This is a genomic window from Streptomyces sp. NPDC012510 (genome assembly GCF_042955065.1).
Lineage (GTDB): Bacteria > Actinomycetota > Actinomycetes > Streptomycetales > Streptomycetaceae > Streptomyces.
On the sequence record NZ_JBIBEN010000009.1, the window covers coordinates 76294 to 101855 of the forward strand.

The window sequence follows — 25562 nt, forward strand, 5'->3', positions numbered from 1 at the left end:
GCCCCTTCAGGGGCGCGGGGCTCTGTCCGTTGGCGGCTACCGCCGCGTGGGCGCGACCAGCCACGAACCGGCCCGCAGCCTGCAGCCGGCGGTCAACCGGCAGACGAGATCGGCTTCAGCCCAGCGCAGCGGTCACGCGCCCCAACCGGCCTGCTCTCCTCCGACCCGCTCCGCGACGATCTTCGAAGCCCAGCCGGACGCGCGGTACGCCTTCAGCGGCTCGGGGTCCAACCCCATCTCCTCCCGCACCTCCCGCAGCAACGGCCGCACATCCGTGTTGTACGCGTCCATCACCACCGCGTTCGCCTCGAGCACATCCCCGTCCCGCTGAGCAGCGGCAAGGGCCTCCCGGTCAACCAGCAGCGCTTTGGCCGTGGCCTCCTGCACATTCATCACCGACCGGATGATCGCCGGGATCTTCGCCTCGATGTTGTGGCACTGGTCGAGCATGAACGCGACCTCGGGAGTGAACCCACCCCCGCGCACCACCTCGTACATGATCCGGAAGAGCTGGAACGGGTCGGCGGCCCCGACCATGAGGTCGTCGTCCGCGTAGAAGCGCGAGTTGAAGTCGAACGCCCCGAGCTTGCCCTCCCGCAGCAGCGTCGCCACGATGAACTCGATGTTCGTCCCCGGCGCGTGGTGGCCGGTGTCGACCACGACCTGCGCCTTCGGGCCGAGCTTCAGACAGTGGGCGTAGGCGGTGCCCCAGTCCGGCACATCGGTCGTGTAGAACGCCGGCTCGAAGAACTTGTACTCCAGCAGCATCCGCTGGTCGTCCCCGAGCCGCTCGTAGACCTCGGCGAGGCCCTCGGCCAGCCGGTCCTGCCGCTCACGGATGTCGTCCTGGCCGGGATAGTTCGTACCGTCCGCGAACCACAGCTTCAGGTCCCGCGACCCGGTTGCGTCCATGATGTCGACGCACTCCAACAAGTGGTCGACGGCCTTGCGGCGGATCGCCGCGTCCGGATGGCAGATGCTGCCCAGTTTGTAGTCGTCGTCCTGGAAGGTGTTGGAGTTGATGGCGCCCAGCTCCACGCCCCGCTCCTGCGCGTGCTTGGCGAGCGCCGCGTAGTCGTCCACCTTGTCCCAGGGGATGTGCAGCGCCACGGTCGGGGCAACGCCGGTGAACTCGTGGACCTTGCCGGCGTCGTCCAGCTTCTCCCAGGGGTTGCGCGGAACTCCCTCTTGGGCGAAGACCTTGAAGCGGGTTCCGGAGTTTCCGTACGCCCATGACGGCGTCTCGACGGCCTGTGTCTTGAGGGCGGCCTTCACCGCGGCGAGCTCGGTCACGTCAGGGCTCCTACCGGCTTTGATGTCTGAAACGATTCAGAACGGGAAACTATGAGCGACTCGCCGGACTGTCAACCCCACAGGTCAACCCTGCTGTCCGTGACCTGGTTGTGACCTCTCGTATCGAAAAAATTTCGACCGGGACCCATTGACGTGACCTGCGTGTGGTGCCTAACGTCCCGGCAACCAAGTTGAAACCTTTCACGACGCAGTGAGGCAGCTTTCCGCTGGCCACCGGCCGTCGTCGAGGAGCCCCCATGACCCACCGGTCCGACAAGGGTCCGGCCCCCGTTCTCGCTCTGCAGGGCATCTCCAAGTCCTTCGGCGCCGTACGCGCCCTGCGAGACGTGTCCCTCGAACTGTTCCCGGGCGAAGTGCACGCACTCGCCGGTGAGAACGGCGCGGGCAAGTCGACCTTGATCAAGAGCCTCGCCGGGGTGCACCGACCGGACTCCGGTCAGGTGCTCCTCGACGGTGAGCCCACGGTCTTCCACGGCCCGGCCGACGCCCGGGACGCGGGCATCGCCGTGATCTACCAGGAGCCCACGCTCTTCCCCGATCTCTCGATCGCCGAGAACATCTTCATGGGCCGCCGGCCCCGGCGCGCCCTCGGCCGCATCGACCACAAGGCCACCCACGCGGCGACCCTGGCGCTGATGCAGCGGCTCGGTGTCGAACTCGACCCCGACCGCCCGGCACGCGGCCTGTCCATCGCCGACCAGCAGATCGTGGAGATCGCCAAGGCGCTCTCCTTCGACGCCCGCGTCCTGATCATGGACGAGCCGACGGCGGCCCTCACCGGCAGCGAGGTGGCCCGGCTCTTCGGCGTCGTGCGCACCCTGCGCGAGCAGGGCTCGGCCGTCCTCTTCATCTCCCACCGCCTGGAGGAGATCTTCCAGATCTGCCAGCGGGTCACCACCCTGCGCGACGGCGCCTGGATCTCCAGCGAACCGGTCGACGGCATGACCGAGGACGACCTGGTCCGCCGCATGGTCGGCCGCGACCTGGACGAGCTGTACCCCAAGCAGGAGGTCGAGCCGGGCGAAGTGGCGCTCAGCGTCCGCCGGTTGACGCGCGAGGGCGTCTTCACCGATGTCTCCTTCGACGTCCGCCGCGGCGAGATCGTCGGCCTGGCCGGCCTCGTCGGGGCCGGCCGTACGGAGGTGGCACGGGCCGTCTTCGGCATCGACAGCTGGGACGCGGGCGAGGTCGACGTCGACGGCAGGCCGCTCACCAACGGCGCCCCCTCCACCGCCATGGCCGCCGGACTCGCCCTGGTCCCCGAGGACCGCCGGGCCCAGGGCCTGGTGATGGACATGTCCATCGAGCGCAACATCGGCCTCACCGGACTCCGTACGACCGTCAAGGCGGGCCTGGTGGACCGGGGCGCCGAGCGCAGCCGCTCCCTCGACTGGGCGGTCAAGCTCCAGGTGAAGTACGCCCGGATCGCCGACGCCGTCTCGACCCTGTCCGGCGGCAACCAGCAGAAGGTCGTCCTCGCCAAGTGGCTCGCCACCGGCCCGAAGGTGCTGATCGTCGACGAGCCCACCCGAGGCATCGACGTCGGGACCAAGGCCGAGGTGCACCGCCTCCTCAGCCAGCTCGCCGCCGACGGCGTGGCCGTGCTGATGATCTCCTCCGACCTGCCCGAGATCCTCGGCATGGCCGACCGCGTGCTCGTGATGCACGAGGGTCGGCTCACCGCCGAGATCCCTCGCTCCGAAGCCACCGAGGAATCCGTGATGGCCGCAGCCACCGGGAGGGCCGCCGCATGACGGTGACCACCCCTCAGAACACCCCCGTCGCCGAGGTGCCCAAGTCCAGCGGCACCCGGCTCGTGGACCGCGTCTTCAAGATGCGTGAACTCGCCATCCTGGTCGTCTTCCTGGTGATGATCGCCGTCACCCAGCTGGGCAACAGCGAGTTCCTCACCGAGCAGGGCATCAAGGACCTGCTGCTCAACGCGACCATCCTCGTGCTGGTAGCCGTGGGTCAGTCACTGGTCGTCATCACCCGGAACGTCGACCTGTCGGTCGGCTCCACCCTCGGCATCAGCGCCTTCGCCGCCGGTACGTATCTCCAGGGCGGCGGCAACGCGGTCGTGGCCGTGCTCCTCGCGGTCCTGATGGGCATCGGCTTCGGTCTGCTGAACGGCCTGCTCGTCAGCCTCGGCCAGGTCCCCGCCCTCGTCGTCACCCTCGGCACGCTGTACATCATCCGCGGCATCGACTCGATCTGGGTCGGCTCCCGCCAGATCACCGCGGCCGACCTGCCCGACGGGTTCGTCGACTTCGGCTCCGGCGGTATCTCCGCGGTGCCGTACCTGGCGCTGATCGCCCTGGCGGTGCTGGTGGCGACGGCGTACTACCTGAAGCACTTCGGCAGCGGCCGCGAGCTGTACGCGCTCGGCTCCAACCCGGAGGCCGCCCGCCTCGCCGGCATCCCGGTCCGCAAGCGGATCCTGGTCGCCTACACCTTCTGCGGCGCCCTCGCCGGCCTCGCCGGAGCGCTGTACCTGGCCCGCTTCGGCAACGTCGACTCAAGCACCGGCAACGGTTACGAACTCACCGTCGTCAGCGCGGTCGTGGTCGGCGGTGTCGTCTTCACCGGCGGATCCGGCAGCGTCTACGGCGCGGCGCTCGGCGCCCTGCTGCTGACCTCCATCAACAGCGTCCTGCCCGCCCTCGGCGTCAGTTCGGTCTGGGTGCTCGCGATCAACGGCATCCTGCTCATCCTCGCCATCGCCGTGGACCGTGTGGTCGCGCTGCGGGTGGCGACCGCCCTGAAGAAGAGGAACGCCCGCCATGGCTGACTCCACCCTGTCGCGTGCGATCCGCTGGGACACGGTTGTCGGCTCCCTCCTGATCGTCGTGCTCCTGCTGTCCTTCACCACCGTCGACGGCTTCGGCAACGCGCTCAATCTGTCCTTCCTCGTCGGCAACACCCTGCCGATCGCGCTGATCGCCCTCCCGATGACCCTCCTCGTGGTCTCCGGCGAGATCGATCTGTCGGTCGCCTCCACCGCCGGACTGTCCGGCGCGGTGATGGGCGCCCTGTGGAACCAGGGCATGACCATCGAGGCGATCATCCCGATCTGTCTGCTGCTCGGCGTGGTCTGCGGACTGATCAACGGTCTGCTGGTCACCAGGCTCGGACTGTCCTCCCTCGCCGTCACCATCGGTACCCTCGCCGCGTACCGGGGCATCGCACAGATCGTGCTCGGCTCCGACGCGGTCACCGACTTCCCCGCGCAGTACCTGGACTTCGCGGCCGGCCGTATAGGGGACTCCTTCGTCCCGCAGGCCTTCATCCCCTTCCTGCTCCTGCTCGTCATCGCCGTGATCGCCCTGCACGCCACCCCGTTCGGACGCTCCCTGTTCGCGATCGGCGCCAGCGAGGAGGCCGCACGCTTCACCGGCATCCGCGTCAAGCGCCAGAAGCTGATCCTCTTCACGGTGACCGGCCTGATGGCCTCCCTCACCGGGATCTTCTGGGCCCTGCACTACGCCAGCGCCCGCTACGACAATGCGACCGGGCTCGAACTCTCCGTCATCGCCGCCGTGTTGCTCGGTGGCATCGACTTCGACGGCGGCAAGGGCACCCTCGGCGGCGCGATCGCCGGAGTGTTCCTGCTCGGCACCCTGCAGAACGTCATGAGCCTCCAGGACGTCTCCGCCCAGTCGCAGATCGTCGTCACCGGCGTCCTGCTCGTCCTCTCCGTGCTCGGCCCCCGGGTCGCACGCCAGATCTCCGTCGCCAGGGCCGGCCGCAGAGCGGTCTCAGCGCCGGTCACCAAGGCGCCCACTCCAGCCCCGTGAACGGCCGGGCCCCCACCGCCGAACCCTTGAACCCGACCCGCAAGTCCCTCCGTATCAAAGGAACCCTCATGCGCAAGGCAACCCTCCGTCGCTCCTGTGCGGCACTGGCCGCCGTCACCTCCTTCGCCCTCGCCGCCACCGCCTGCGGCGGCACCACCAAGGAGGACGTCAAGAGCGAGGGCGCCTCGGCCGCCGCGACCGGCAAGGCCGACCCGAACGCCGAGCTGAAGAAGGGCCTGACCGTCGGCTTCCTGCCCAAGCAGGTCAACAACCCGTACTTCACCTCCGCGGACAAGGGCGGCGAGGCTGCCCTGAAGGAGCTGGGCTCCAGCTACAAGGAGGTCGGCCCGTCCAGCGCCACGGACACCTCCGGCCAGGTCTCGTACGTCAACACGCTCACCCAGCAGCAGGTCGACGCCATGGCCGTCTCCGCGCAGGACCCGGGCGCCCTGTGCACCGCGCTCAAGCAGGCCATGAGCAACGACATCAAGGTCGTCACCTACGACTCCGACACCAAGCCCGAGTGCCGCAACGCCTTCGTCTCGCAGGCCAGCGCCGAGGACCTGGGCCGCACCGAGGTCCAGCTGCTCGCCGAGCAGATCGACTACAAGGGCGAGATCGCGATCCTCTCGGCCGCGCAGACCGCGACCAACCAGAACACCTGGATCGACTTCATGAAGGACGAACTCCAGGACCCCAAGTACAAGGACATCAAGCTCGTCAAGGTCGCCTACGGTGACGACGACGCCCAGAAGTCCTTCCAGCAGACCCAGGGCCTGCTGCAGGAGTACCCGAACCTGAAGGGGATCATCTCCCCGACCACGGTCGGCATCAAGGCCGCCGCCCAGTACCTGTCGGGCTCCAAGTACAAGGGCAAGGTCATGCTGACCGGCCTCGGTACCCCCAACGACATGCGCAAGTACGTCAAGAACGGCACCGTCGAGGCGTTCGAGCTGTGGGACCCGGCGAAGCTCGGCGAGCTGGCCGCCCGTACCTCGGTGGCGCTGGTCTCCGGCCAGATCACCGGCAAGGAGGGCGAGACCTTCACCGCCGGTGACATGGGCGAGTACACCATCGGCAAGGACGGCGTCATCAGCCTCGGCAAGCCCACCGTGTTCAACAAGGAGAACATCGACCAGTTCGACTTCTGATCGTCTTCCGATCGTCGAGAACCAGTCGAAGCCACCCCCCTCACCCAGGAGCGGTACCTCATGCAGCGCGTCTGTTTCCTGCTCAAGGTCCGTAAGGACCGGATCGACGAGTACCGCGAGCGGCACGCCGCCGTGTGGCCGGAGATGCTCGAAGCTCTCTCGGCCACCGGCTGGCACAACTACTCCCTCTTCCTGCGTGACGACGGCCTCCTCGTCGGCTACCTGGAGACCGAGGACTTCCAGGCAGCGCTGGCCGGCATGGAGGCCGCCGAGGTCAACGCCCGCTGGCAGAAGGAGATGGCGCCGTTCTTCGAGTCCCTCGACGGCGCCCGGCCCGACGAGGCCATGAAGCCCCTCACCGAGGTCTTCCACCTCGCCTGAACCCGTGCCCGAACCCGTGTTACGCATCCCCGTCGCCAGACCCCCTCCCGCATTCCCACCTCGTTCGACAACGGAGTCCCCGAGATGAAGAGACGTACGCTGCTCGGCGCCGCACTCGCCGGTGCCGTCGTGACCCCCGCCCTCGGCGCCGCCACCGCCCGTGCCGCCGACCCCGGCCCCTCGGTCACCCAGACCGGCAACACCCTGCTCGACGGCCAGGCCATCTACTTCGTCTCCTACGACGGACTGGTCAACAACAACTCGTTCCAGAAGAACGCCCTGCTGACCTACAAGGGCTACCAGTACGCCGTCTGGTACACCGCCGACCGCAACGCCGTCGTCGGCCGCCGCGTCCTCGGCTCCGGCACCTGGTCCACCGTCAAGGTCGGCCACACCCTGCGCTACAACGACTCCCACAACGTCATCTCCATGGGTGTCTCCAAGGTCGACGGCCGTCTCCACCTCAACATGGACTCCCACAGCGACGGCTTCACCTACGTCAAGTCGGTCGCCGGGCTCATGGACAACCCGGCGGGCCTGAGCTGGACCACGAGCCGCTTCGGCGCTCCCCAGTCCACCCTCGACGGACTCGCCCTCACCTCGCAGTTCACCTACCCGCAGTTCATCTCGATGCCCGACGGCAAGCTCCAGCTGAGCTACCGCGCCGGCATCTCCGGCAACGGCCGCAACGCGCTCGCCGAGTACAACGGCACCTCCTGGACCAACCTCGGCGAGTGGACGTCCTCCACCGGCACGTACACCAGCGAGCACGGCTCCTCGACGGCCCGCAACATGTACCTGCACGGCATCGACTACGACCGCAACGGGCGCCTGCACGCCATGTTCACCTGGCGCGAGCAGAACGGCGCCGTGATGTGCAACGGCGGCGGCATCACCAACCACGACACCGGCTACGTCTACTCGGACGACCGCGGACGCACCTGGCGCAACAACGCGGGCACCGTCGTCGGCACCACCGGCGGTTCCGACAGGGTCTCCGTCACCGACGCCGGCCTCGTCGTGGACGCGCTCAACCCGGACCACTCCCTGATGAACCAGGAGAGCCAGTGGACCGACTCCGCCGGCCGACCGCACGCCATCATCAGCTACGTCCCCGGCCGCTTCGGCCAGTGCACCACGAACTACGTCGCCAACCGCACCGCCAACGGCCGCGCCTTCCTCGTCCGCAAGAGCGCCTCCGGAGCCTGGGCGAAGACCGAGATACCGGTTCCCCTGAACTCCAGCCAGCGCACCAAGCTGGTCATGGACAAGTACAACAACGCCTACGCGATCTTCCCGTTCGGCCGGATCGCCGGAGCCACCGCGGCCTCCGGGCACACCGACTGGAAGATCCTGTTCGACGGCTCCGGGCTCAACGCCTTCGGCGAGGTCGTGTTCGACGAGAGCCGGATCGCCCAGGACAACGTCCTGTCCGTGATGTACCAGGTGAAGTCCAGCGGCACGACACCGTCGGCGCTCCGCGTCATCGACTTCGCCCTGCCCGCCTGATCCCCGCGCGAAGGGGCGTTCCCGTACCGTACCGGGTCATTCCTGTGGTGACCCGAAGGTAATGTGAACGCATGCCCGCCGCTCCGCACCTTCCTGGAGGTCCCCGCCCCATGGCCCAGTCGGTGGGTATCAAGGACGTCGCCGCTGCCGCCGGAGTCTCCGTCGGCACGGTCTCCAACGTCATCAACCGGCCGGACTCGGTGGCCTCCGGGACCCGGGCCCGGGTACAGGCCGCGATAGACCGTCTCGGCTATGTCCGCAGCGAGTCGGCGCGCCAGTTGAGGGCCGGGCGGAGCCGCATCATGGGGCTGCTCGTGCTCGACATGGGCAACCCCTTCTTCGTCGACGTCGCGCGCGGTGCCGAACGGGCCGCGCGCGACGCCGGACTCGGCGTGATGGTCTGCAACAGCGCGCAGAGCGCGGGCGAGGAGTCCGAGTACCTCTCGCTCTTCGCCGAACAGCGGGTGCGCGGCGTGCTGCTCACCCCCGCCGACGCCACCGGCCGCAACATCGAGGCGTTCCGCCGCCACGGCATTCCCTTCGTCCTCGTCGACCGGGTCGCGGAGGGCACCACCGAGTGCTCGGTCTCCGTCGACGACGTCGCCGGCGGCGCGCTCGCCGTACGGCATCTGGTCGACGCCGGCCATCGCACCATCGCGTACGTCAGCGGACCGGCGGGCCTCAACCAGGTCCGCGACCGCCGTACGGGCGCCCTCAACGCCCTGCGGGAGGCAGGACTCGGTCCCGAGGCACTGCGCGAACTGCCCACCGAGCGCCTCGACGTGGCCGCCGGCCGGGACGCGGGCGCCCGCCTCCTCGGCCTCGCCGACCGCCCGACCGCCGTCTTCTGCGCCAACGACCTCCTCGCCCTCGGCGTGCTCCAGGCCATGTACGCGGCGGGTGTGAGCGTCCCCGACGACCTCGCCATCGTCGGCTACGACGACATCGAGTTCGCCGCCGCGGCCGCCGTCCCCCTCACCTCCGTACGGCAGCCCGCCGTCACCATGGGTGCCCTCGCCGCCGAGCTCCTCCTGGAGGAGACCGAGGCCGAGACGGCGCCCGCTCCGCACGAGCACCGCCGGGTCGTCCTCCAACCAGAGTTGGTAGTACGCCGCAGCAGCCTCTCAGCCCGCTGAGTTTTCTCGCCCCCGCCGCCCCTTCCCGTCCCCCGGGGCTCCGCCCCGGACCCCGTTCGCGCAGTTCCGCGCGCCCCCATCAGGGGCGCGCGGAACTGCGCGAGAAGCCCCACGGACCCGTGCCTGGGGGTCAAGGGGCACCATCCCTGGGGATGGGAACGGGTAAGGGCGGCGGGGGCGAAGAAAACTGTGCTGGACTGGGCCACGGCCTGTATCCGTCCGCTCAGGGAGCCCCGTTGACCGTCAGCTACCGACAGCCCGGTGTGGTCCTCACCGACCACCGCTTCACCGTCCCCCTCGACCACGGCGACCCGGCGGGGGAGCGGATCGAGCTCTACGCGCGCGAGGTCGTCGCGAGCGACAAGGCGGACGCCGAACTGCCCTGGCTGGTCTATCTGCAGGGCGGGCCCGGCTTCGGGGCGAACCGGTTCGTCGGCCGTGAGGCCTGGCTGGAGCGGGCCCTGCAGGAATACCGGGTGCTGCTCCTGGACCAGCGCGGTACCGGCGCCTCCACGCCCGCCAACCGCCAGACCCTCCCGCTGCGCGGCGGCGCCCGTGAACAGGCCGACTACCTCGCCCACTTCCGCGCCGACTCCATCGTCCGCGACTGCGAGGCCATCCGCCCCGAGGTCACCGGCGGCGCCCCGTGGGCCGTCCTCGGGCAGAGCTTCGGAGGCTTCTGTGCGGTCACCTACCTCTCGATCGCACCCGAGGGCCTGAGCACCGCCGTCATCACCGGCGGTCTGCCGACCCTGGACGGCCACGCGGACGACGTCTACCGCGCCGCCTACCCCCGCGTCGAACGCAAGGTCGCCGCCCACTACGCCCGCTATCCCCAGGACGTCGAACGGGCCCGTCGGATCGCCGAGCACCTGCTGCAGCACGAGCCCGTCCTGCCCGGCGGCTACCGGCTCACCGTCGAGGCCTTCCAGTCCCTGGGCATCATCCTCGGCCGCGGCGACGGCAGCCACCGGCTGCACCACCTGCTGGAGGACGCCTTCGTGCGCACCCCGCAGGGCCCCGCCCTCTCCGACGCCTTCCAGGAGCAGGTCCAGGGCCTGCTCTCCTTCGCCGGGCACCCGCTCTACGCCCTCGTCCACGAGGCCTGCTACGGCCAGGGCGAGCGCCCCACCGCCTGGTCCGCCGAGCGGGTCCGCGCCGAGTTCCCGCAGTTCGACGCCGCCAAGACGCTCACCGGCGACGGCCCGGTCCTCTTCACCGGCGAGTCCGTCCACCCCTGGACCTTCGACGTCGACCCGGCCCTGCGTCCCCTGCGCGACACGGCCGAGGAGTTGGCGGCCCGCACCGACTGGGCCCCGCTGTACGACCCCAAGCGCCTCGCCGCCAACGAGGTGCCGGTCGCCGCCGCGATCTACCACGACGACATGTACGTCGACACCGCTCACTCCCTCCGCACGGCCCGTGCCGTCCGGGGCCTGCGCACCTGGGTCACTGACGAGTTCGAGCACGACGGCGTACAGGCCGGGGGACCGAGGGTCCTGGACCGGCTGCTGGCGCTGACCCGCGACGAGGAGTGAGCGACGGCGTGTGAACCGGGTCCGGGCGTCGGTGCCTCGGGCTACTGTGCGTGCATGACCGAGGAGCTCCAGAAGGACCACCCGGACCAGCTCAAGCCCATGCCCGACGACTGGCGGCGCGCCCTGGCCGTCGTGGCCCACCCGGACGACCTCGAATACGGCTGCTCGGCGGCGATCGCCGCCTGGACCGACGCGGGCCGCGAGGTCGCGTACGTCCTGGCGACCCGCGGCGAGGCCGGTATCGACACCCTGCCGCCGGCCGAGTGCGGCCCGCTGCGCGAGCGCGAGCAGCGGGCGAGCGCGGCCGTCGTGGGGGTCTCGGAGGTCGAGTTCCTCGACCATGGGGACGGTGTGATCGAGTACGGCCCGGCCCTGCGCCGGGACATCGCCGCCGCCATCCGTCGGCACCGCCCCGAACTGGTCATCACCCTCAACCACCGCGACACCTGGGGCGGGGTCGCGTGGAACACCCCCGACCACGTGGCCGTGGGCCGCGCCACCCTCGACGCGGCGGGAGACGCCGGTAACCGCTGGATCTTCCCGGAACTCATCGAGCAGGGCCTCGAACCCTGGGACGGTGTCCGCTGGGTCGCCGTGGCCGGTTCCTCCGCCCCCACTCATGCCGCCGACGCCACCCCCGGCCTCGACCGCGCCATCGCCTCCCTCCTCGAACACCGCACGTATCTGGAGGTGCTGACGAAGGAGGACCCCGAGACGTACGTCCGTGAGTTCCTGACCGGCTACACGCGCACCGCGGGAGAGCGCTTCGGCGGAGTGCCGGCCGTGGCCTTCGAGGTGTTCGCCCGCTGAGAGCGGTTGAGCGCCCGAGAACCCGTCGGTGAGCTCTCGTTAAAGTGGACCGTATGGAACAACGATCCGGTGAGGCCCTCGCCCTGCTCGACCTGCGCGGGGACTGCGGCAACTGCTTCGGTCTGTGCTGCGTCGCCCTGCCCTTCGCCGCGTCCGCCGACTTCGCCGTCGACAAGCCCGCCGGCAAGGCGTGCGGCAACCTCGGGGACGACTTCCGGTGCGGGATCCACACCCGGCTCAGGGGCGAGGGCTTCAACGGCTGCACGGTCTACGACTGCTTCGGCGCCGGACAGAAGGTCTCGCAGGTCACCTTCGGGGGCGAGAGTTGGCGTACGGGCGGACGCGACCACGCCCGCCGGATGTTCGAGGTGTTCCCGGTCGTACGTCAACTCCACGAGCTCCTCTGGTACCTGACCGAGGCGCTGACGCTCCCCGCCGCCCGCCCGGTGCACGCGGACCTGCGCCGGGCTCTCGACGAGACCGAGCGGCTGACCGGGCGGACGGCCGAGGAACTGGGGGAGCTGGATGTCGCCGCCCACCGGCAACGCGTCAACGAACTGCTGCTGAGGGTCAGCGACCTCATGCGGGCCGGCGCCGGACGCGGAAAGAACCGGAAGGGAGCCGACCTCATGGGCGCCCGGCTCAAGGGCGCAGACCTGCGGAAGGCCAACCTCCGGGGCGCCTACCTCATCGCCGCCGACCTGACCGGCGCCGATCTGCGCGGCGCGGACCTCATAGGCGCCGACCTCCGCGACACCGACCTCACCGACGCGGACCTGACCGGCGCCTTCTTCCTCACCCAGCCCCAGCTCGACGCGGCACGCGGCAGCGCCGGGACCCGCCTGCCGGGGTCAGTCACCCGCCCCGCTCACTGGACAGCCTGACGGCGACGGGGGCGAGGGAGGCAAGGAGCGCGACGACGTAAGCCGCTGGGGCTCCACGGCGGCTGCCCTGGCGCCGGTTCGCCGCTCGACGCCGAGCCGCAGGCCTTCCGGCATCAGTGTCAGCCGCTCGGCCACCCGCAGCCGGTACTCCGGCTCCGGCCGCAGCTCGTAGCGGCGCAGCAGCAGCCCCAGCACCAAGACGGCCTCATGCAGGGCGAACTGGCGTCCGATACAGGCCCGCGCCCCCGTGCCGAACGGTTTGAACGTGTGCGGGGGCCGGGCCCGTACGGCCCCCGCGTCGAAGCGGTCCGGGTCGAACCGCTCGGTGTCCACGCCCCAGACCTCCGGGTCCCGGTGCAGCATCGCGGTCAGCACCAGCGCCCACGCGCCCCGCCGCATCGGATGGACCCCGCCCAGCACGGTGTCCTCCCGGGCCTCCCGGGAGAAGGCCGGTGCCGTCGGCCACAGCCGCAGCGCCTCGTCCAGCACCCGGCGCACATACCGCAGCTTCGCCACCTGCTCGTAGCCGGGCCGCGCGGTGTCACCCCACACCCGGTCCACCTCGGCGCGGGCGCGCGCCGCCAGGTCCGGCTGCTGGGCGAGGTAGTGGAGGGCGAAGGAGAGCGCCCCCGAGGTCGTCTCGTGTCCCGCGATCAGGAAGGTGATGACCTGACGTCGGACGTTCTCGGCGGACAACCGCTCCCCGGTCTCCGGGTGCGCGGTCTCCAGCATGCGGTCGAGCAGGTCGCCGTCAGCGGCACGACCGCCGTCACCGCCACCACCGTCGGACGACCGACGCGTCCGTACCACCGCGTCGACCGTCTCGTTGAGTAAGGCCGTGTCCGCCCGGTTGCGCCGGACGGCACCCCGCAGCAGCAGCGGCGCCAGCGGGTCGGGGACCAGATTGCGTTGCTGGGCGAACGTCAGGGTGCCGACCATCGCGGCGACGAAGGGGTGGGGCCGGGTGCGCTCGAACGAACCGAAGTCGTGGCCGAACCCCGTCCGGGCGATTGTCTCCAGTGTCAGCTTGGTCATGTCGCCGGGCACGTCGACCGTGTCGCCCGCCCGGTCCCAGTGGTCCATCAGCCGCTCGGCGACGTCGAGCATCATCGGGTGGTAGCCGGCCATGGCCTCCCGGCTGAAACCCGGGGCCAGGACGTCGTGCGCGAGCTGCCAGTTGGGCTCGTGGTTGTACGCGGTGAAGAGCCCGTCCCCGGCCACCGGGCGCAGATTGGCGACGCCCAGCCCCACGTGCTTGGCGAACCGGGACTCGTCCGCCATCTCGGCCGCGAGCCCCGCGCCTCCGACGAACACGATCTCCTTGCCGAACGCCTTCCGCCGGAAGATCGGCCCGAGGCGCCGCCCGAGACGCAGGGACTCCTGGATCGGCGTACGGATGTTCCGGCCGAGTGCGTCACCGACGAGAGGGAGCCGGTACGACGGGTGCGGTATGCGGCGCAGCTCGGGCCAGCCCAGCTCGGCGCTGCGGAAACCCCTGGTGGTCGTGGTCCCCGTCGTCGGTGTCATGACCACATCTCCCTCGCGCGCCACGCGGCCCTGAAGTCGTTGTACTCGGGTTCAATAACGGGACCAGTCTCGGCCCGCTGTTGAACTCACGTCAAGTAAAGTGACGGCATGGCAGCCCAGCAGGGGGAGCGCCCGCGTAGGCGGCTCAGCACCGAGGAGCGGCGGGAGCAGCTTCTCGCGGTCGGGGCCCGGCTGTTCGCGGAGAGTCCGTACGACGATGTGTGGATCGAGCAGGTGGCCGAGATCGCCGGTGTCTCGCGGGGGCTGCTTTACCACTACTTCCCGAACAAACGGGACTTCTTCGCGGCCGTCGTGGAGCGTGAGAGCGAGCGGATGCTGCGGAGGATGACCCCGGCGCCCGGCCGCTCGGCGCGCGAGCGGCTCGCCAACGGGCTCGACGTGTTCCTCGCCCATGTGGAGGAACACGCCCATGGCTTCCGGGCCTTCCACCGTGCGGACGCCACCGGCGACCAGGCCGTGCGCAAGGTCTACCAGCGCGCGCTGGCCGCGCAGGAGGCGCAGATCCTGGCGGCGCTGGCGTCGGACGCCGAGTTCGCGGCGGCGCTCGACGGTCGGCCGGAGATGCGACTCGCCGTGCGCGGGTGGCTGTCGTTCACGACGGCCGTCTGTCTGGAGTGGCTGAGGGGTTCGGAGTTGTCGCGGGAGCAGGTGCGGGACCTGTGTGTGCGGGCCCTGTTCGGCGTGCTCGCCCCCTGAGGTCCACGCGGTGGCGGACGGTGGTTGGCGTACGCCCCGATCTTCGATAGGTTAGGCAAGGCTTACCTAAGGGAGGTTTGGGATGGGTGACCGTCACACCTGGACGGCCGCGCCCGCCGCGGCGGAACGTGCCCGCTCGGTGCTCGCGGCGGCGTGGTCCTGCGCGGTGACCGCCGAGGGCGGCCGCGAGGAGTTCGTCGGCGCGCACAGCGTCACCGAGGACGGCCGGGTGATCCTGTGCGTCCCGGAGGACAGTACGCTCGTCGCCGCCGCGATCTGCGCACCGCGCGGCGAGCCGTCCGCCGTGCTGGAGTTCGCCGATGTGGCGCCCGTTCCCGTGCGCAACCGTATCCGGGCACGGCTGTGGCTTGCCGGCTGGTTCGCGCGCAATGACGGTGACCTGGCGTTCCGGCCCACCCGGATCGTGCTGCGCGAACCGTCCGGCGCGGTCGTGGTCGACCTCGACGACTTCGCCGCCGCCCGGCCGGACCCGCTCGCCACGGCCGAGTCACGGCTGCTGACCCACCTCGCCGACGCGCACCCCGACGCCGTCGAGCGCCTGACCCGGCTGGTCCCCCGCGACAGCCTGCACGGTGCCGTGCGCGTCCAGCCGCTCGCCGTCGACCGGCACGGCCTCACCCTGCGCATCGAGCGGGCCCGTGGCAACGGCGACGTACGCCTGACGTTCCACCAGCCGGCCGACGACCTGGCGCAGCTCACCGAGCGCATGCACGTCCTGCTCTCCCAGGCGAGCGCGGCCTCCTGCCCCCGCGCCCTACAGCGGCAGCGCGCAGACGGCGACGGGTGAGGCGAACGGCGCGCCCACCCGCCGCAGTTCGCCGTTCTCCTGGTCGACCTGGAAGACACTGACCGCGCTCGACCGCTGAAGCGCCGCGAACAGCAGCACGCCGTCCGGCGAGAGCGCGATCTGACGCGGGAAGTCCCCGCCGACCGGCACGGTGTCGAGGAGCTTCAGCCGGGCACCCCCGGCCTCGACCGCGTAGCGCGTCAGGCTGTCGTGGCCCCGGTTGGCCAGATACGCGTACGAGCCGTTCGGCGTCACGACCATCTGCGCCGGGTAGTTCGTGCCCGGCCCCGTGCCCGTGGACTGCGGTTCTCCCGGGGTGAGCCGACCGTCGGCGGGGTCGTAGCCGCACACCACGACCGTGTTGTCGACCTCGTTGGCGAGATAGGCGTACCGCCCCTCGGGATGGAAGGTGAGGTGCCGGGGACCCGCGCCCGACCGGGTGCGCGCCCGGGACACCTCGGTGAGCGTGCCCCGGGACGCGTCCAGACGGTAGGTGTACACCGAGTCGGTGCCCAGGTCGACGGCGAGGACATGACCGCCGTCGGGACTGGTCATGATCTGGTGCGCGTGCGGTCCGTCCTGGCCGGGTCCCGGCGCCGGATCGCGGTGCACGACCAGGTCCGTGCGCTCGCCCAGCGCGCCGGAGTCCTCCACCGGGTGCACGGCGACGCTGCCCGTGCCGTAGTTGGCGCTCAGCAGCCATCGCCCGCTCGGGTGCACCGAGAGATGGCAGGGGGCCTCGCCGCCGGTGCTCCGGGTGCCGAGGACCTTCCGGTCCGACAGCCGTACGGCGGTCACCCCGCCCTGTGTGCGCTCGTTCACGGCGTACAGGGTCCGGCCGTCCGGATGCACGGCGAGATACGACGGATCGCCGACCCCGCTGATCGTCCCCCTGCCGGCGATACCGCCGCTCCGCGCGTCGTACGTCGCGACGCCGATGCCCGTGCCGCCGCCCTCGGCCGAGGTGTAGGTGCCGAGGTAGAGCGGCTGGGGTCCGGTGGGCACGGGGGAGGGGGAGGCGGTCTCCGACGCGGTGCCGGTGCCGGCCTCCGCCTCCGCCGAGGGAGCCGTCGGGGCGTTCGGCGCGGGCGAGGACGAGGAGGCCCCGGCCGTCCCCTCGGAGCCCGCGCAACCGGCCAGGGCAGCCGGCCCGGCCGTCCCCGCCAGCAGACCCAGGACGTGGCGCCTGCTCCAACCGTCTCGGTCGCCTACCGCCCCACTCGTCATGCGCGCACCTCGGGTCTCGCTCGTCTCGGCCGCCACCACCTTGACGGGTGGGAGCGCCTCGGCGCAAAGCGCGGCGGCGGACGTCACGCGCCATGCGACGTCCGCCGCCGAGGGGGCCACCACCGGGAAGCGCCGGGTACACGACCGGGAAACGCCCGGGTCCGCCTCCGGGAAAGGTGCTGTGTCCTGCCGCTCCCCTCTACCAGTCCCCGTCCTGGATCGGCCTTCCCGGCGCGTCGCCCAGGGGTTTGACCTGTCCGGGGGCGGGATGCTGCCACGGGTCGAGGTCGTCACCGAGCCAGTCGCCGACCGGTTTCACCGCGCCGAGGGCGTCGGCCGGGTCGAGATCGTCGGCCTCCTGGTCGTAGTAGTCGAACCAGGGCAGCCCGGCCCGGGTGTAGGCCGCGCGGTCCACGGGCGACGGGGGCGGGGCCTCCCCGGTGATACGGCGCCACTCGGGCGGGGTGACCAGGTGCACGAAGATCCGGCCGCCCGGCTGCTCGGCCCAACTGCCGTGCGGCCAGGTGTCCTTGTAGACCTCCTGCCGCATGGAGCCGCCGACGCCGAGGCCCATCGCGGCGGGCGCCCGGGGCGGAGCCGCGGGAGTGCTCCGCACGGGGGCCGCGGCCGGCGCCGCCATGGGGTACGCGGCACCTGGCGGCGTCGGCCCGCCGCCCGGCGGCGGAGGCATGGGGGCGCCCGTGTACGGGGGCGGCATCGGGGCGGCGCCCGGCGGCATCGGGACCGGTCCGGTGCCGCCGTACCCGCCGTACCCGCCGATCGGGCGGCTCCTCTCCCGCTCGTCCCGCAGCCGCTCCTCCTCCCGCCACACGGCGAGCTGCTCGTCGTTGAGCGGGAAGGACTGAAGCTGAACCCCGCCGAACACCTCCTCGCCGGTGACCTGGCCCTCGACCGTGGCACCGAGCCCGAGCGGGACGGCCACGAACTGCCGGACCGTGCCCTTGCCGGAGTTGATGCCGTCGAGCCACGGCTGCTTCGGCAGCACCACGTAGTTCTGCGGATCACGGGCGAGCGTGCCACTCCACGGCTTGCCCGAGACCGCGCACACCTTGCCCACGCCGACCTGCAGCGCGGCCGGTTCCGTGGTACCGCCGAAGTGCAGCCACATCGCCTCGCGCAGATACACGGGGAGCATCACGCCGCCGCGCGCCCGCATCTCCGACGGGGCGGTGTGCGGGTGGTCCTCCACCCGGCGGATCGGGAAGTCGCCCAGACCGGGCGGGAGTTGGTGCGTTCCTGTCTCCGGCAGGCGCAGGGTGCGCTTGAAGCGCACCTGGACACCGCCCGGCAGATGCAGTGTGGTCCCGTCGATCCGTACGGCGCCTTCGGTCATTCCGTACGCTCCCCTCGCCGTCGCGTCGTGCCTTGTCACCTATTACGTCCGGCGAGCCGGGACCGGTTCCGCCGCAGGGGGCGCGGGATGCGTACGCGCTCGCGCAGGCGCGTGAGCCGGGGGGAGCGCTCGCGCTGTTCGCGGGTGCAGCGGTCGAGTTCCTCCAGGAGCCGCTGGGAGCGGTGCTCGGTGTCCAGCTCGTCCAGCATGCGGTTGACCTCCGTCAGCACCGCACCGTGCAGCTGCCACTCACGCGGATCGCGCTGGACCTCTTCGAGGAGCAACTGGGCGAGCTTGTCGCGGGTCGCGGTGGCCGAGGACAGCTCGGCGGCGAGCCTGGCCTCCGCGGACTCGGCGCTGCGGCTGACGTCGGTGGTGACCAGCACCGCGAAGCTGACCACGGCGTCACCGATCTCGGCCAGCAGCCGTTCGATGGCGGCTCCCACCTGGGGCGAGAACAGCGGGCTGGGCTCCCGTTCCCGGGCGAGGTCGGTCAGGGTACGGGCCAGCACCCGCAGGACCACCGTGCAGATCTCCAGGGTGTCGAGGCCGGTGCGCAACACGACCCGGTGCAGCAGCCCTTCCCGCACGCGCGGGTTGAGCTTCAGGCTGTCCTCGGCCTGCTTGAGGGCGGCGTCCACCTCGACGATGTCGAAGTCGAGCTCCCGGGCCTCGTGGAGGCGGGCCGCCGCGGCCTCCGGCGGGGTGTTGTCCGCGGCCTCCTCACCGACCCGGATCAGCAGCCGTCGCATCCGCCGGGCCAGGTCCTCGATGGACTCGCCGGCCGCCTCCACCCACACCGGGGGAGCGAGCAGGAAGTTGAACGCGAGTCCGACGACAGCGCCGATCAGCGTCTCCAGGACGCGCGCCCACGCCGTGTCCCCGACCCTGGTCACCCCGAGCACCAGCATCGCGCTGATCGCCACCTCGGGCACGAACTCGCTGACCCGCACCAGGTGCCCGACCGCGAGCGAGGCCAGGATCAGCAGCGCGAGGCTCCACCAGGTGAGGCCCACCAGGACACTGAACCCGATGGCGATGACGACACCGGCGACCACGGAGTTCACACGGCGAATGCCCGTGGTGAGTGTGGAGTAGAGGGTGACCTGCACGACGAGCAGCGCGGTGAGCGGAGCCGTCAGGGGCGCCGCCTCCGAACTGAGCTGCAACGCCACCACATAGGCCACGGTGGCGGCCGCCGCCGACCGCACCGACTGCACTATCACCGGATCCTGCCGCCACTTCGCGACCCTCTTACGGATCAGGGTCCACACATCACGTACGTCTCGCATCCTTGCGCTGTTCCCGTCCATCGGCGCACCGAACTCCTGAGCGGGGACCCTAATCGTCCAGGAGAGACCGCGGGAGGTGGGGGCTCCCCCATCTCGACCACGGGGTTCACCCCACCGGGGAGCCGGTGGTCCACCGGATGGTGTGCGACCGCTCCGGGCGCGAGCCTTGGATCATGTATGGGCATCGAAGGACCATGTACGGGCATCGAACCGCGAGCGCGCTGACTCTGCTCCTCTGTCTCGGCGTCGTGGCGGCCGGCACACCGGCCGTCGCCGCGTCGCCGGCCGACAGCCCCACCGTGCCGGCGGTGGGCCCCGCCCCCGCAGACCCCGTCGTGGCCGCCCTCGACCGTGCGGCGCACCCCCTGCGCACGGTGGAAGCGGGCGGCGACACCCGCGATCTGCGCCCGCTCGACCACATGATCGGCGACGCGCGTGTCGTAGGCCTCGGCGAGGCCACGCACGGCTCCCACGACTTCTTCGCCCTGAAGCACCGCGTCTTCCGCCGTCTCGTCGAGGAGAAGGGCTTCCGTACCTTCGCCCTGGAGGCACCCTGGAGCACCGGTGTGCTCCTCGACGACTACGTCGTGCACGGCAAGGGCGACCCGAAGCGCATCATGCGCGACGAGTTCCAGAACACCTATCTGTGGTGGAACAACACCGACTACCTGAGGCTCGTCCGGTGGATGCGGGCGTACAACATCCGGCATCCTGACGACCCCGTCCGGTTCCTGGGCAACGACATCGCCTGGACCGGGCCCGAGGTGTACGACGCCGTAGGGGACCATGTGGCCGCCACGCGTCCCGAACTGAGCGCCCGCCTGGCCGAGCTCTACCGGGGACTGCGGCCCACAGTGGCCACCGGGACGTACATCGAGCAGTACATGAGCAAGCCGTACGCCGAGCGCGAGGAGATGGCGGCCCGCACCGGCGAGGCACTGGAACTGGTCCGGCGGTTGCCGCCGGACGGCGACAGGGACGCGCACGACATGGCTGTACGGCAGGCGACGGCCATCGACCGGACGGCTCGGCAGTACGCCTTCGACGAGAAGGATCCCGCACAGGTCACGGCCGCGATGCTCTACCGCAGCCAGGCGATGGCCACCAACACCCTGGAGTGGCGGGAGCGCACCGGCACCAAGGTGCTCGTGTCGGCCCACAACAACCACGTCGGCTATCGGGCGGAGCAGCCCCAGTGGTATCCGAAGGTGATGGGCGCGTTCCTGCGCGACGCCCTCGGCAAGGGGTACGTCAGTGTGGGCCTCTCCTTCGACCACGGCTCGTTCATGGCCACCGACCAGGACGAGACGGCCATCTACCGCTGGACGCTGGGCCCGGCGGGGCCGGGCAGCAACGAGTGGACCCTCGACCGGGCCCGCCCCCGGGACTACGTCCTCGACCTGCGCTCCGTCGGATCACCCGCCCACGAGTGGCTGTGCCAGGCCCGGACGACGCGCGGCATCGGCACGTCCTACCCCGACGGCCCGTACGACATCGCGCTCGCCGAGCACTACGACGTCCTGGTCCATCTCCACGACGTCGAGGCGGCGCGGCTACGGGGCCGGGAAACGGCCGGTGACGCCCCTCAGCGGTAGAGCCCGTCGAGGAACGCGGACAGATTGCCCACCGTCCGGGCGATCTGCTCCTCAGTGGTGAGGCTCTCCTCGAATCGGCTCCCCATGTCGAGGGCCTTCTTGCCGCGGACGTAGAGGGAACACGCCAGGTCCGCACACATGTAGACCCCCACCGAGTTGCCCTCGCGCCCGGCCGCGCCCGCCTTGCGGGCCGTCATCAACGACACCCCGCTGCCCCGGTGCGTCGTCAGGCACAACGAGCACATGCTGCGATGCAGAAACCCGCGCTGCGCGGAGGGGAACCGCAGCGTGACCCCGACGAGCCGACCCTCGCGCTCGGCCACGAGATAACTCCGGTCGGGCGCGCCCGGATCCCGCCACCCGAGGAAATCCAGGTCCTCCCAAGGCCGTCGCTCCAGATCACGCGGTATCGAGATCCGCTTCGCCTCCCCCTTGGAGCAGTTGACGAACGAGTGACGGATGTCCTGCTCGGTGAGCGACTTCACGCTGGGTCCTCCGGTCAGCGAATGAGGGGTGGTCTGTGCCCCAGGGCTGCAACCTAGGGCCACTAGGTTTTCTCCTAAGGTACTCGTCGTTTCGGAAGGGGGCCAATGGATTCCGCCCGGCGACGTTGAACCCGCCACGACTCTGGGCGAGTGGGCGGGAACCTCGACGGCTCCGCCCTACGGGGCGCTGCGCGGGACTGCGGTGCCGCCCATGCGATGAGCGGCGCGGGTGGGCGGCGCGGGTGGGCGGCGCGGGTGGGCGGCCGCCCGGACGTACCGCCGCTCGGATCATCCCGCCCGGTCACTGGGCAGGGAGGGGTGTCAGGCGTGAAGGCCACCTGACAGAGTGGGCCCACACGGCTGTCTGTGGCGAGGGGGAGCGGAATGGACGACTGGGAGAGGGCGCGGCTGGTACTCGCCGCTGCCGGGCTGCCGCCCGAGAGTCTCGCCGAGCGGCTGTCGCTCGGCGGCGGGACCTACAACACGGTCGAGGAGCTCCGCCTCACCGACGGCACCCGGCTGGTCCTCAAGGTTCCCCCGGTGCCCTCCACCCCCGGCCTGACCCATGAGAGCGAACTCCTCGGCGGTGAGGCGGAGTTCTGCCGGGCCGCCGAGACCGTCGGCGTGCCCGCGCCACGGGTGGTCGGAGTCGCCCTCGACGAGACCGCGCCGGCCGGCCGCCACATCCTGCTCACCTACTGCCCCGGCGGCGGATGGGACGGTCTGGAACCCTCCCGAGAGGCCCCACTGCGCCGGGAGTTGGGCGGACTGGTGGCCCGGCTCCACCGGGTGACCGGCCCCGGCTTCGGCTACCCCTCAGGTGTCTTCGGCCCTCTCGCCGGCGACTGGCGTACCGCCTTCGCCACCCTCTACGACGGCGTCCTCGACGACGCCCGCCGCTTCCGGGCCTGGCTGCCCCGCCCCGTGGACGAGGTGGCCCGCACGGCGAAGGCCGCGTACGACGCCCTGGACGAGGTGACCGTGCCCCGCCTGGTCCACTTCGACCTGTGGCAGGGCAACATCCTCGTGGAGCACGGCGAGCCTTCGAGGATCGGCGGCCTGATCGACGGCGAGCGCATGTTCTGGGGCGACCCGGTGGCGGACTTCGTCTCACTGGCGCTGCTGGGGGACATCCGCCAGGACGACGACTTCCTGACGGGGTATCGAGAAGCAGGCGGGGAGATCGAGTTCACGCCGTCGACGCGTCGGCGCTATGCCCTGTACCGGAGCTACCTCTATCTGATCATGCTGGTCGAGGTGGTGCCGCGCGCCATGGACGACGGACACGTCGCATGGCGGCGGGAAGCCGTGGCGCCCCGCCTGAACGCGGCCCTGGACGAGCTGGACGACCTTTCCTGACGGGACGCACCCGGTGCTCGGATCACCTGGTTCGACTCGATCGGATGGTCTGCGTCGATCAGATGGTCTGAGTCGATCAGATGGTTTGACTGGATCAGAGCGAGGTACCCGCGCGCCGGTGCACGACAGGAAGGAGCACGCCGTGACCGATCACCGCCTGGAGGGTCCCGGCGAGCACGGTGACCCCGTACCCAGGGACCTGCCCGACCAGCAGGCGGACGAGAGCGAGGACCCGTGGGAGGTGGCACCAACGCGCGCCACCCACGACGAGGAGCACGAGGACGCGGCCACCGACACCGCCGATGCCGAGGACGTGCCCGACACGGACGAGGCCGGCACCGGTCGGCAGGGTGCGCCGAAGTCGGCCGCGGCCAACCCCGAGCAACCCGTCCCCGACGAGCCGTCCGGCTGACCTGGCGTTCCCTCGCCCAGGACTCCGCAGCCGTCCAGGACTCTCGCAGCCGTCCAGGACTCCGCAGCGCAAGGCAGCAGTCCCCGATGACTCGGCGCCTCCCCGGTGGGACCCGGGGAGGCGCCGTCACGTCGGCCGCGTGCTCACAGCCCATGTGAGGGGTCACGTGAGGGCCTCAGCCCACCTTCCGCCCGCGCAGCGGCTCGGTCTCCGCCCCGGCCCCCTGCCGCAGCCCCTCCAGGAACTCCTCCAGTACCTCCACCGCCGTGCGCTCGGGCCGCCAGCGCAGCTCGTCGCGGGCCTTGGTGCAGTCCATCAGCGGCAGCCGCAGTACGGCGTCGAAGAGGTGCGGGGAGGCGGGCAGCAGCCGCAGGTTCCAGGCTGCGGCGACGGCGGACCGGGCCGCGACCCGGGGCAGCCGCACCGGACGGGAACCCATCATCTCGCTGAGCAGCGCGGCGTCCACGGGAGGCTCGGCCGCAAGGTTGAAGGCACCGCGGGCATCGCCGTGCAGGGCCAGCCGGTAGGCCTGGGCCGCGTCGTCGGTGTGCAGCGTCTGCACCTTCAGCCCGGGTACGTCGGGCAGGAAGGGCAGCAGCTCGGGCCGGGCCAGCGGCCCAGGCAGGAAACGGCCGCCGAAGATACGCCGCTGCTCGCTCGCCGACTCCCGCTTGAACAGGAAGGCGGGCCGCATCCGCACCACCCGGACTCCGGGATGCTCGTACTCGAAGGAGTCCAGGGCACGCTCAAGATACGCCTTCTCCCGGCAGTACGCGGCGTCCGGCCAGCCGTGCGTCGGCCAGGACTCGTCGACGGAGCGGTCCTTCGGCCCCGGTGAGTAGGCGCCCACCGACGAGGCGTGCACCAGCGTCGGGACCTTCGCCGCCGCCACCGCCTCGAAGACCCGCAGGCTGCCCAGCACATTGGTCCGCCAGGTCACGGTGGGGTCGTGCGTCGGCTGGAACGCCCAGGCGAGATGGACGACCGCGTCGGCCCCCTCGAACTCCTTGACCAGGTCGGCTTCCTCGGACCCCACGTCCACGGGTGACCAGTCCGTCTTGGCGGGCGCCCAGTCGGGAACCCGACGGGCCACGCCCCGTATCCGGTCGACCTGCGCGTCCTCCGCGAGCAGCCGCACCAGACTCGTCCCCACATTGCCGGTGGCCCCAGTGACCACGATCCTGCCGCCGGATTCTCTGTTCACCGCTGACTCCTCTCGCGTGCTTCGATTCCTGCGGAGGCGACGACGAGTACCCGGACCGTGTGGGTGCACGCAGCCGCGCGCAGGCGGGAAGGACGGGTAGGACGGGTAGGGCGGGAAAAGGGGAAGCCCCGACCGGGACGGGGGAATCACGGTCGGGGCGGTCTGTGGGTGGGCGCGGATGGCGGTCGCCTCTCGGCGAAAGGCTCCACAGGGCTTCAGCCGAACGATCGTCCCTGCGGGCAAAAAGTGAGGCCCGGGGACACTGTCCCATCCGCACCCACGCCTGACTCAACGGGAAGCTATCGACGTGTGTTCCTTCCGTATCCCGACATAGCCGGTGATCTGCGTCACGTCGTCAGAGGTCGCCCACAGGGGTCGTCACCAGGTCATTCCTCCCGGCCCAGCGGGCTCTCCTCCAGCGCGGCCAGTAGATGGGCCGGATTCCGGAACACCGCCTCCGCGCCGGCCGCCTCCAGTTCGAGCCGGGGAATGCCGCCGCAGAGCACCGCCACGCAGCGCACCCCCGCACGGGCACCCGCCCGCATGTCCCACACCGTGTCCCCGACGAACACCGACCGCTCGGCCGGTGCCCCCGCCAGCTCCAAGGCCTGTTCGACCGGATCCGGCGCAGGCTTCCCCGCGGCCACGTCGTCGGCGCTCGTCGTCGCCATGATCGCGTCATCGGCCCCGATCGCCCGCCGCAACGCCGTCAGCTCCGCGCCGCCCGCCGAGGTCGCCAGCACCACGTTCCACCCCTGCCCGTCGAGCCGCCGCAACAGCCGTCCCGCCTCCGGCAGGGCGGGGAGCCGGTCGAAGTACGTCCCGTAGAGCGCCTTGTGCGCCGCGCTGAGCGCGTCCTTCTCCTCCGGATCCCGCTTCCCGCCCAGCAGGTGCGTGACCAGATCACCGGACGGCAACCCCACCGCCCGGTGGATGTCATGCATGGCCACCCGATGCCCGGCCTGCCGGAACGCCTCCCACCAGGTGACCACATGCAGATGGTTGGTATCGACAAGCGTCCCGTCGACATCGAAAACAGCCGCCCTACCCATGGCTCACCCT

23 protein-coding genes are annotated in these 25562 nt (G+C 70.9%); 15 read left to right on the forward strand and 8 right to left on the reverse strand.

All coding sequences use genetic code 11. From position 1 onward, the window contains the following. Positions 1-132 precede the first annotated feature (132 nt). Entirely contained in the window at positions 133-1293 is a 1161-nt protein-coding gene (rhaI, locus tag ACFY9I_RS18595; RefSeq protein WP_391002843.1) for an L-rhamnose isomerase, read from the reverse strand. 257 nt (positions 1294-1550) lie between these two features. Between rhaI and ACFY9I_RS18600 the strand changes: the two genes are divergently transcribed. The 10 genes from ACFY9I_RS18600 to ACFY9I_RS18645 all read left to right on the forward strand — a co-directional run bounded on the left by ACFY9I_RS18600 (position 1551) and on the right by ACFY9I_RS18645 (position 12520). Next, positions 1551-3068, forward strand: a complete 1518-nt coding sequence (locus tag ACFY9I_RS18600) for an ATP-binding cassette domain-containing protein (protein WP_391002845.1) — start codon at positions 1551-1553, stop codon at positions 3066-3068. Next, positions 3065-4105: an ABC transporter permease gene (locus tag ACFY9I_RS18605; protein WP_391002847.1), complete on the forward strand. Its 1041-nt coding sequence runs from the start codon at positions 3065-3067 to the stop codon at positions 4103-4105. Before ACFY9I_RS18600 ends, ACFY9I_RS18605 begins: the two co-directional genes overlap by 4 nt. After that, complete coding sequence (locus ACFY9I_RS18610) at positions 4098-5111, forward strand: ABC transporter permease (RefSeq protein WP_391002849.1); 1014 nt, start codon at positions 4098-4100, stop codon at positions 5109-5111. The genes ACFY9I_RS18605 and ACFY9I_RS18610 overlap by 8 nt, the downstream gene beginning before the upstream one ends. Positions 5112-5179: 68 nt before the next feature. Beyond that, complete coding sequence (rhaS, locus tag ACFY9I_RS18615) at positions 5180-6262, forward strand: rhamnose ABC transporter substrate-binding protein (RefSeq protein WP_391002851.1); 1083 nt, start codon at positions 5180-5182, stop codon at positions 6260-6262. A 60-nt stretch (positions 6263-6322) separates the two neighbouring features. Further along, complete coding sequence (locus tag ACFY9I_RS18620) at positions 6323-6643, forward strand: L-rhamnose mutarotase (RefSeq protein WP_391002853.1); 321 nt, start codon at positions 6323-6325, stop codon at positions 6641-6643. Positions 6644-6727: 84 nt separating this feature from the next. Beyond that, positions 6728-8152 carry a BNR-4 repeat-containing protein gene (locus tag ACFY9I_RS18625; RefSeq protein ID WP_391002855.1) on the forward strand — a complete coding sequence of 475 codons (1425 nt, stop codon included), beginning with the start codon at positions 6728-6730 and terminating at the stop codon, positions 8150-8152. A gap of 110 nt (positions 8153-8262) precedes the next feature. Then, complete coding sequence (locus ACFY9I_RS18630; protein ID WP_391002857.1) at positions 8263-9288, forward strand: substrate-binding domain-containing protein; 1026 nt, start codon at positions 8263-8265, stop codon at positions 9286-9288. A gap of 236 nt (positions 9289-9524) precedes the next feature. After that, positions 9525-10826: an alpha/beta fold hydrolase gene (locus tag ACFY9I_RS18635; RefSeq protein WP_391002859.1), complete on the forward strand. Its 1302-nt coding sequence runs from the start codon at positions 9525-9527 to the stop codon at positions 10824-10826. A 54-nt stretch (positions 10827-10880) separates the two neighbouring features. Continuing rightward, positions 10881-11636 (forward strand): PIG-L family deacetylase, encoded by a 756-nt coding sequence (locus ACFY9I_RS18640; protein ID WP_391002861.1) that lies wholly within the window; start codon positions 10881-10883, stop codon positions 11634-11636. 53 nt (positions 11637-11689) lie between these two features. Next, positions 11690-12520 carry a pentapeptide repeat-containing protein gene (locus tag ACFY9I_RS18645; RefSeq protein ID WP_391002863.1) on the forward strand — a complete coding sequence of 277 codons (831 nt, stop codon included), beginning with the start codon at positions 11690-11692 and terminating at the stop codon, positions 12518-12520. On the opposite strand, the gene ACFY9I_RS18650 is transcribed toward ACFY9I_RS18645, so the two are convergent. Further along, positions 12488-14047 carry a cytochrome P450 gene (locus ACFY9I_RS18650; protein ID WP_391002865.1) on the reverse strand — a complete coding sequence of 520 codons (1560 nt, stop codon included), beginning with the start codon at positions 14045-14047 and terminating at the stop codon, positions 12488-12490. The genes ACFY9I_RS18645 and ACFY9I_RS18650 overlap by 33 nt on opposite strands. A gap of 108 nt (positions 14048-14155) precedes the next feature. On the opposite strand from ACFY9I_RS18650, the gene ACFY9I_RS18655 reads away from it, so the two are divergent. Both ACFY9I_RS18655 and ACFY9I_RS18660 read left to right on the forward strand, forming a co-directional pair. Next, complete coding sequence (locus tag ACFY9I_RS18655; RefSeq protein WP_391002867.1) at positions 14156-14764, forward strand: TetR family transcriptional regulator; 609 nt, start codon at positions 14156-14158, stop codon at positions 14762-14764. Between the two features lie 82 nt (positions 14765-14846). After that, positions 14847-15572 (forward strand): DUF2470 domain-containing protein, encoded by a 726-nt coding sequence (locus ACFY9I_RS18660; protein WP_391002868.1) that lies wholly within the window; start codon positions 14847-14849, stop codon positions 15570-15572. Here ACFY9I_RS18660 and ACFY9I_RS18665 read toward each other — a convergent pair. From ACFY9I_RS18665 to ACFY9I_RS18675, 3 genes are all read right to left on the reverse strand, one after another. After that, the gene (locus tag ACFY9I_RS18665; RefSeq protein ID WP_391002870.1) at positions 15540-16799 is read right to left on the reverse strand and encodes a beta-propeller fold lactonase family protein; all 1260 of its coding nucleotides are present in this window, start codon (positions 16797-16799) and stop codon (positions 15540-15542) included. The genes ACFY9I_RS18660 and ACFY9I_RS18665 overlap by 33 nt on opposite strands. Positions 16800-16998: 199 nt before the next feature. Next, positions 16999-18153 carry a hypothetical protein gene (locus ACFY9I_RS18670; RefSeq protein WP_391002872.1) on the reverse strand — a complete coding sequence of 385 codons (1155 nt, stop codon included), beginning with the start codon at positions 18151-18153 and terminating at the stop codon, positions 16999-17001. A 35-nt stretch (positions 18154-18188) separates the two neighbouring features. Continuing rightward, complete coding sequence (locus ACFY9I_RS18675; protein ID WP_391002873.1) at positions 18189-19445, reverse strand: aromatic acid exporter family protein; 1257 nt, start codon at positions 19443-19445, stop codon at positions 18189-18191. 194 nt (positions 19446-19639) lie between these two features. On the opposite strand from ACFY9I_RS18675, the gene ACFY9I_RS18680 reads away from it, so the two are divergent. Further along, positions 19640-21040: an erythromycin esterase family protein gene (locus tag ACFY9I_RS18680; protein WP_391002875.1), complete on the forward strand. Its 1401-nt coding sequence runs from the start codon at positions 19640-19642 to the stop codon at positions 21038-21040. On the opposite strand, the gene ACFY9I_RS18685 is transcribed toward ACFY9I_RS18680, so the two are convergent. Continuing rightward, a complete protein-coding gene (locus ACFY9I_RS18685) occupies positions 21031-21525 on the reverse strand; it encodes an FBP domain-containing protein (RefSeq protein WP_391002877.1) in 495 nt (164 codons plus the stop codon). The two genes, ACFY9I_RS18680 and ACFY9I_RS18685, sit on opposite strands and share 10 nt — an antisense overlap. A 384-nt stretch (positions 21526-21909) precedes the next feature. On the opposite strand from ACFY9I_RS18685, the gene ACFY9I_RS18690 reads away from it, so the two are divergent. Continuing rightward, on the forward strand, positions 21910-22884 hold the full coding sequence (locus ACFY9I_RS18690) for a phosphotransferase (RefSeq protein WP_391002878.1): 975 nt from the start codon (positions 21910-21912) through the stop codon (positions 22882-22884). Between the two features lie 142 nt (positions 22885-23026). Further along, entirely contained in the window at positions 23027-23296 is a 270-nt protein-coding gene (locus tag ACFY9I_RS18695) for a hypothetical protein (RefSeq protein WP_391002880.1), read from the forward strand. Positions 23297-23471: 175 nt separating this feature from the next. Here the strand turns inward: ACFY9I_RS18695 and ACFY9I_RS18700 are convergent, their stop codons facing one another. Together ACFY9I_RS18700 and ACFY9I_RS18705 are read right to left on the reverse strand one after the other, a co-directional pair. Next, positions 23472-24500 (reverse strand): NAD-dependent epimerase/dehydratase family protein, encoded by a 1029-nt coding sequence (locus ACFY9I_RS18700; RefSeq protein WP_391002882.1) that lies wholly within the window; start codon positions 24498-24500, stop codon positions 23472-23474. A gap of 386 nt (positions 24501-24886) precedes the next feature. Further along, positions 24887-25552: an HAD-IA family hydrolase gene (locus ACFY9I_RS18705; RefSeq protein ID WP_391002884.1), complete on the reverse strand. Its 666-nt coding sequence runs from the start codon at positions 25550-25552 to the stop codon at positions 24887-24889. Between the last annotated feature and the right edge of the window lie 10 nt (positions 25553-25562).

Coding starts and splice junctions, on each gene's coding strand:
- ACFY9I_RS18600 (WP_391002845.1), top strand. CDS start 1,551: ATGACCCACCGGTCCGACAAGGGTCCGGCCCCCGTTCTCGCTCTGCAG.
- ACFY9I_RS18605 (WP_391002847.1), top strand. CDS start 3,065: ATGACGGTGACCACCCCTCAGAACACCCCCGTCGCCGAGGTGCCCAAG.
- ACFY9I_RS18610 (WP_391002849.1), top strand. CDS start 4,098: ATGGCTGACTCCACCCTGTCGCGTGCGATCCGCTGGGACACGGTTGTC.
- rhaS (WP_391002851.1), top strand. CDS start 5,180: ATGCGCAAGGCAACCCTCCGTCGCTCCTGTGCGGCACTGGCCGCCGTC.
- ACFY9I_RS18620 (WP_391002853.1), top strand. CDS start 6,323: ATGCAGCGCGTCTGTTTCCTGCTCAAGGTCCGTAAGGACCGGATCGAC.
- ACFY9I_RS18625 (WP_391002855.1), top strand. CDS start 6,728: ATGAAGAGACGTACGCTGCTCGGCGCCGCACTCGCCGGTGCCGTCGTG.
- ACFY9I_RS18630 (WP_391002857.1), top strand. CDS start 8,263: ATGGCCCAGTCGGTGGGTATCAAGGACGTCGCCGCTGCCGCCGGAGTC.
- ACFY9I_RS18640 (WP_391002861.1), top strand. CDS start 10,881: ATGACCGAGGAGCTCCAGAAGGACCACCCGGACCAGCTCAAGCCCATG.
- ACFY9I_RS18645 (WP_391002863.1), top strand. CDS start 11,690: ATGGAACAACGATCCGGTGAGGCCCTCGCCCTGCTCGACCTGCGCGGG.
- ACFY9I_RS18650 (WP_391002865.1), bottom strand. CDS start 14,047: ATGACACCGACGACGGGGACCACGACCACCAGGGGTTTCCGCAGCGCC.
- ACFY9I_RS18655 (WP_391002867.1), top strand. CDS start 14,156: ATGGCAGCCCAGCAGGGGGAGCGCCCGCGTAGGCGGCTCAGCACCGAG.
- ACFY9I_RS18660 (WP_391002868.1), top strand. CDS start 14,847: ATGGGTGACCGTCACACCTGGACGGCCGCGCCCGCCGCGGCGGAACGT.
- ACFY9I_RS18665 (WP_391002870.1), bottom strand. CDS start 16,799: ATGACGAGTGGGGCGGTAGGCGACCGAGACGGTTGGAGCAGGCGCCAC.
- ACFY9I_RS18670 (WP_391002872.1), bottom strand. CDS start 18,153: ATGACCGAAGGCGCCGTACGGATCGACGGGACCACACTGCATCTGCCG.
- ACFY9I_RS18675 (WP_391002873.1), bottom strand. CDS start 19,445: ATGCGAGACGTACGTGATGTGTGGACCCTGATCCGTAAGAGGGTCGCG.
- ACFY9I_RS18680 (WP_391002875.1), top strand. CDS start 19,640: ATGTACGGGCATCGAACCGCGAGCGCGCTGACTCTGCTCCTCTGTCTC.
- ACFY9I_RS18690 (WP_391002878.1), top strand. CDS start 21,910: ATGGACGACTGGGAGAGGGCGCGGCTGGTACTCGCCGCTGCCGGGCTG.
- ACFY9I_RS18705 (WP_391002884.1), bottom strand. CDS start 25,552: ATGGGTAGGGCGGCTGTTTTCGATGTCGACGGGACGCTTGTCGATACC.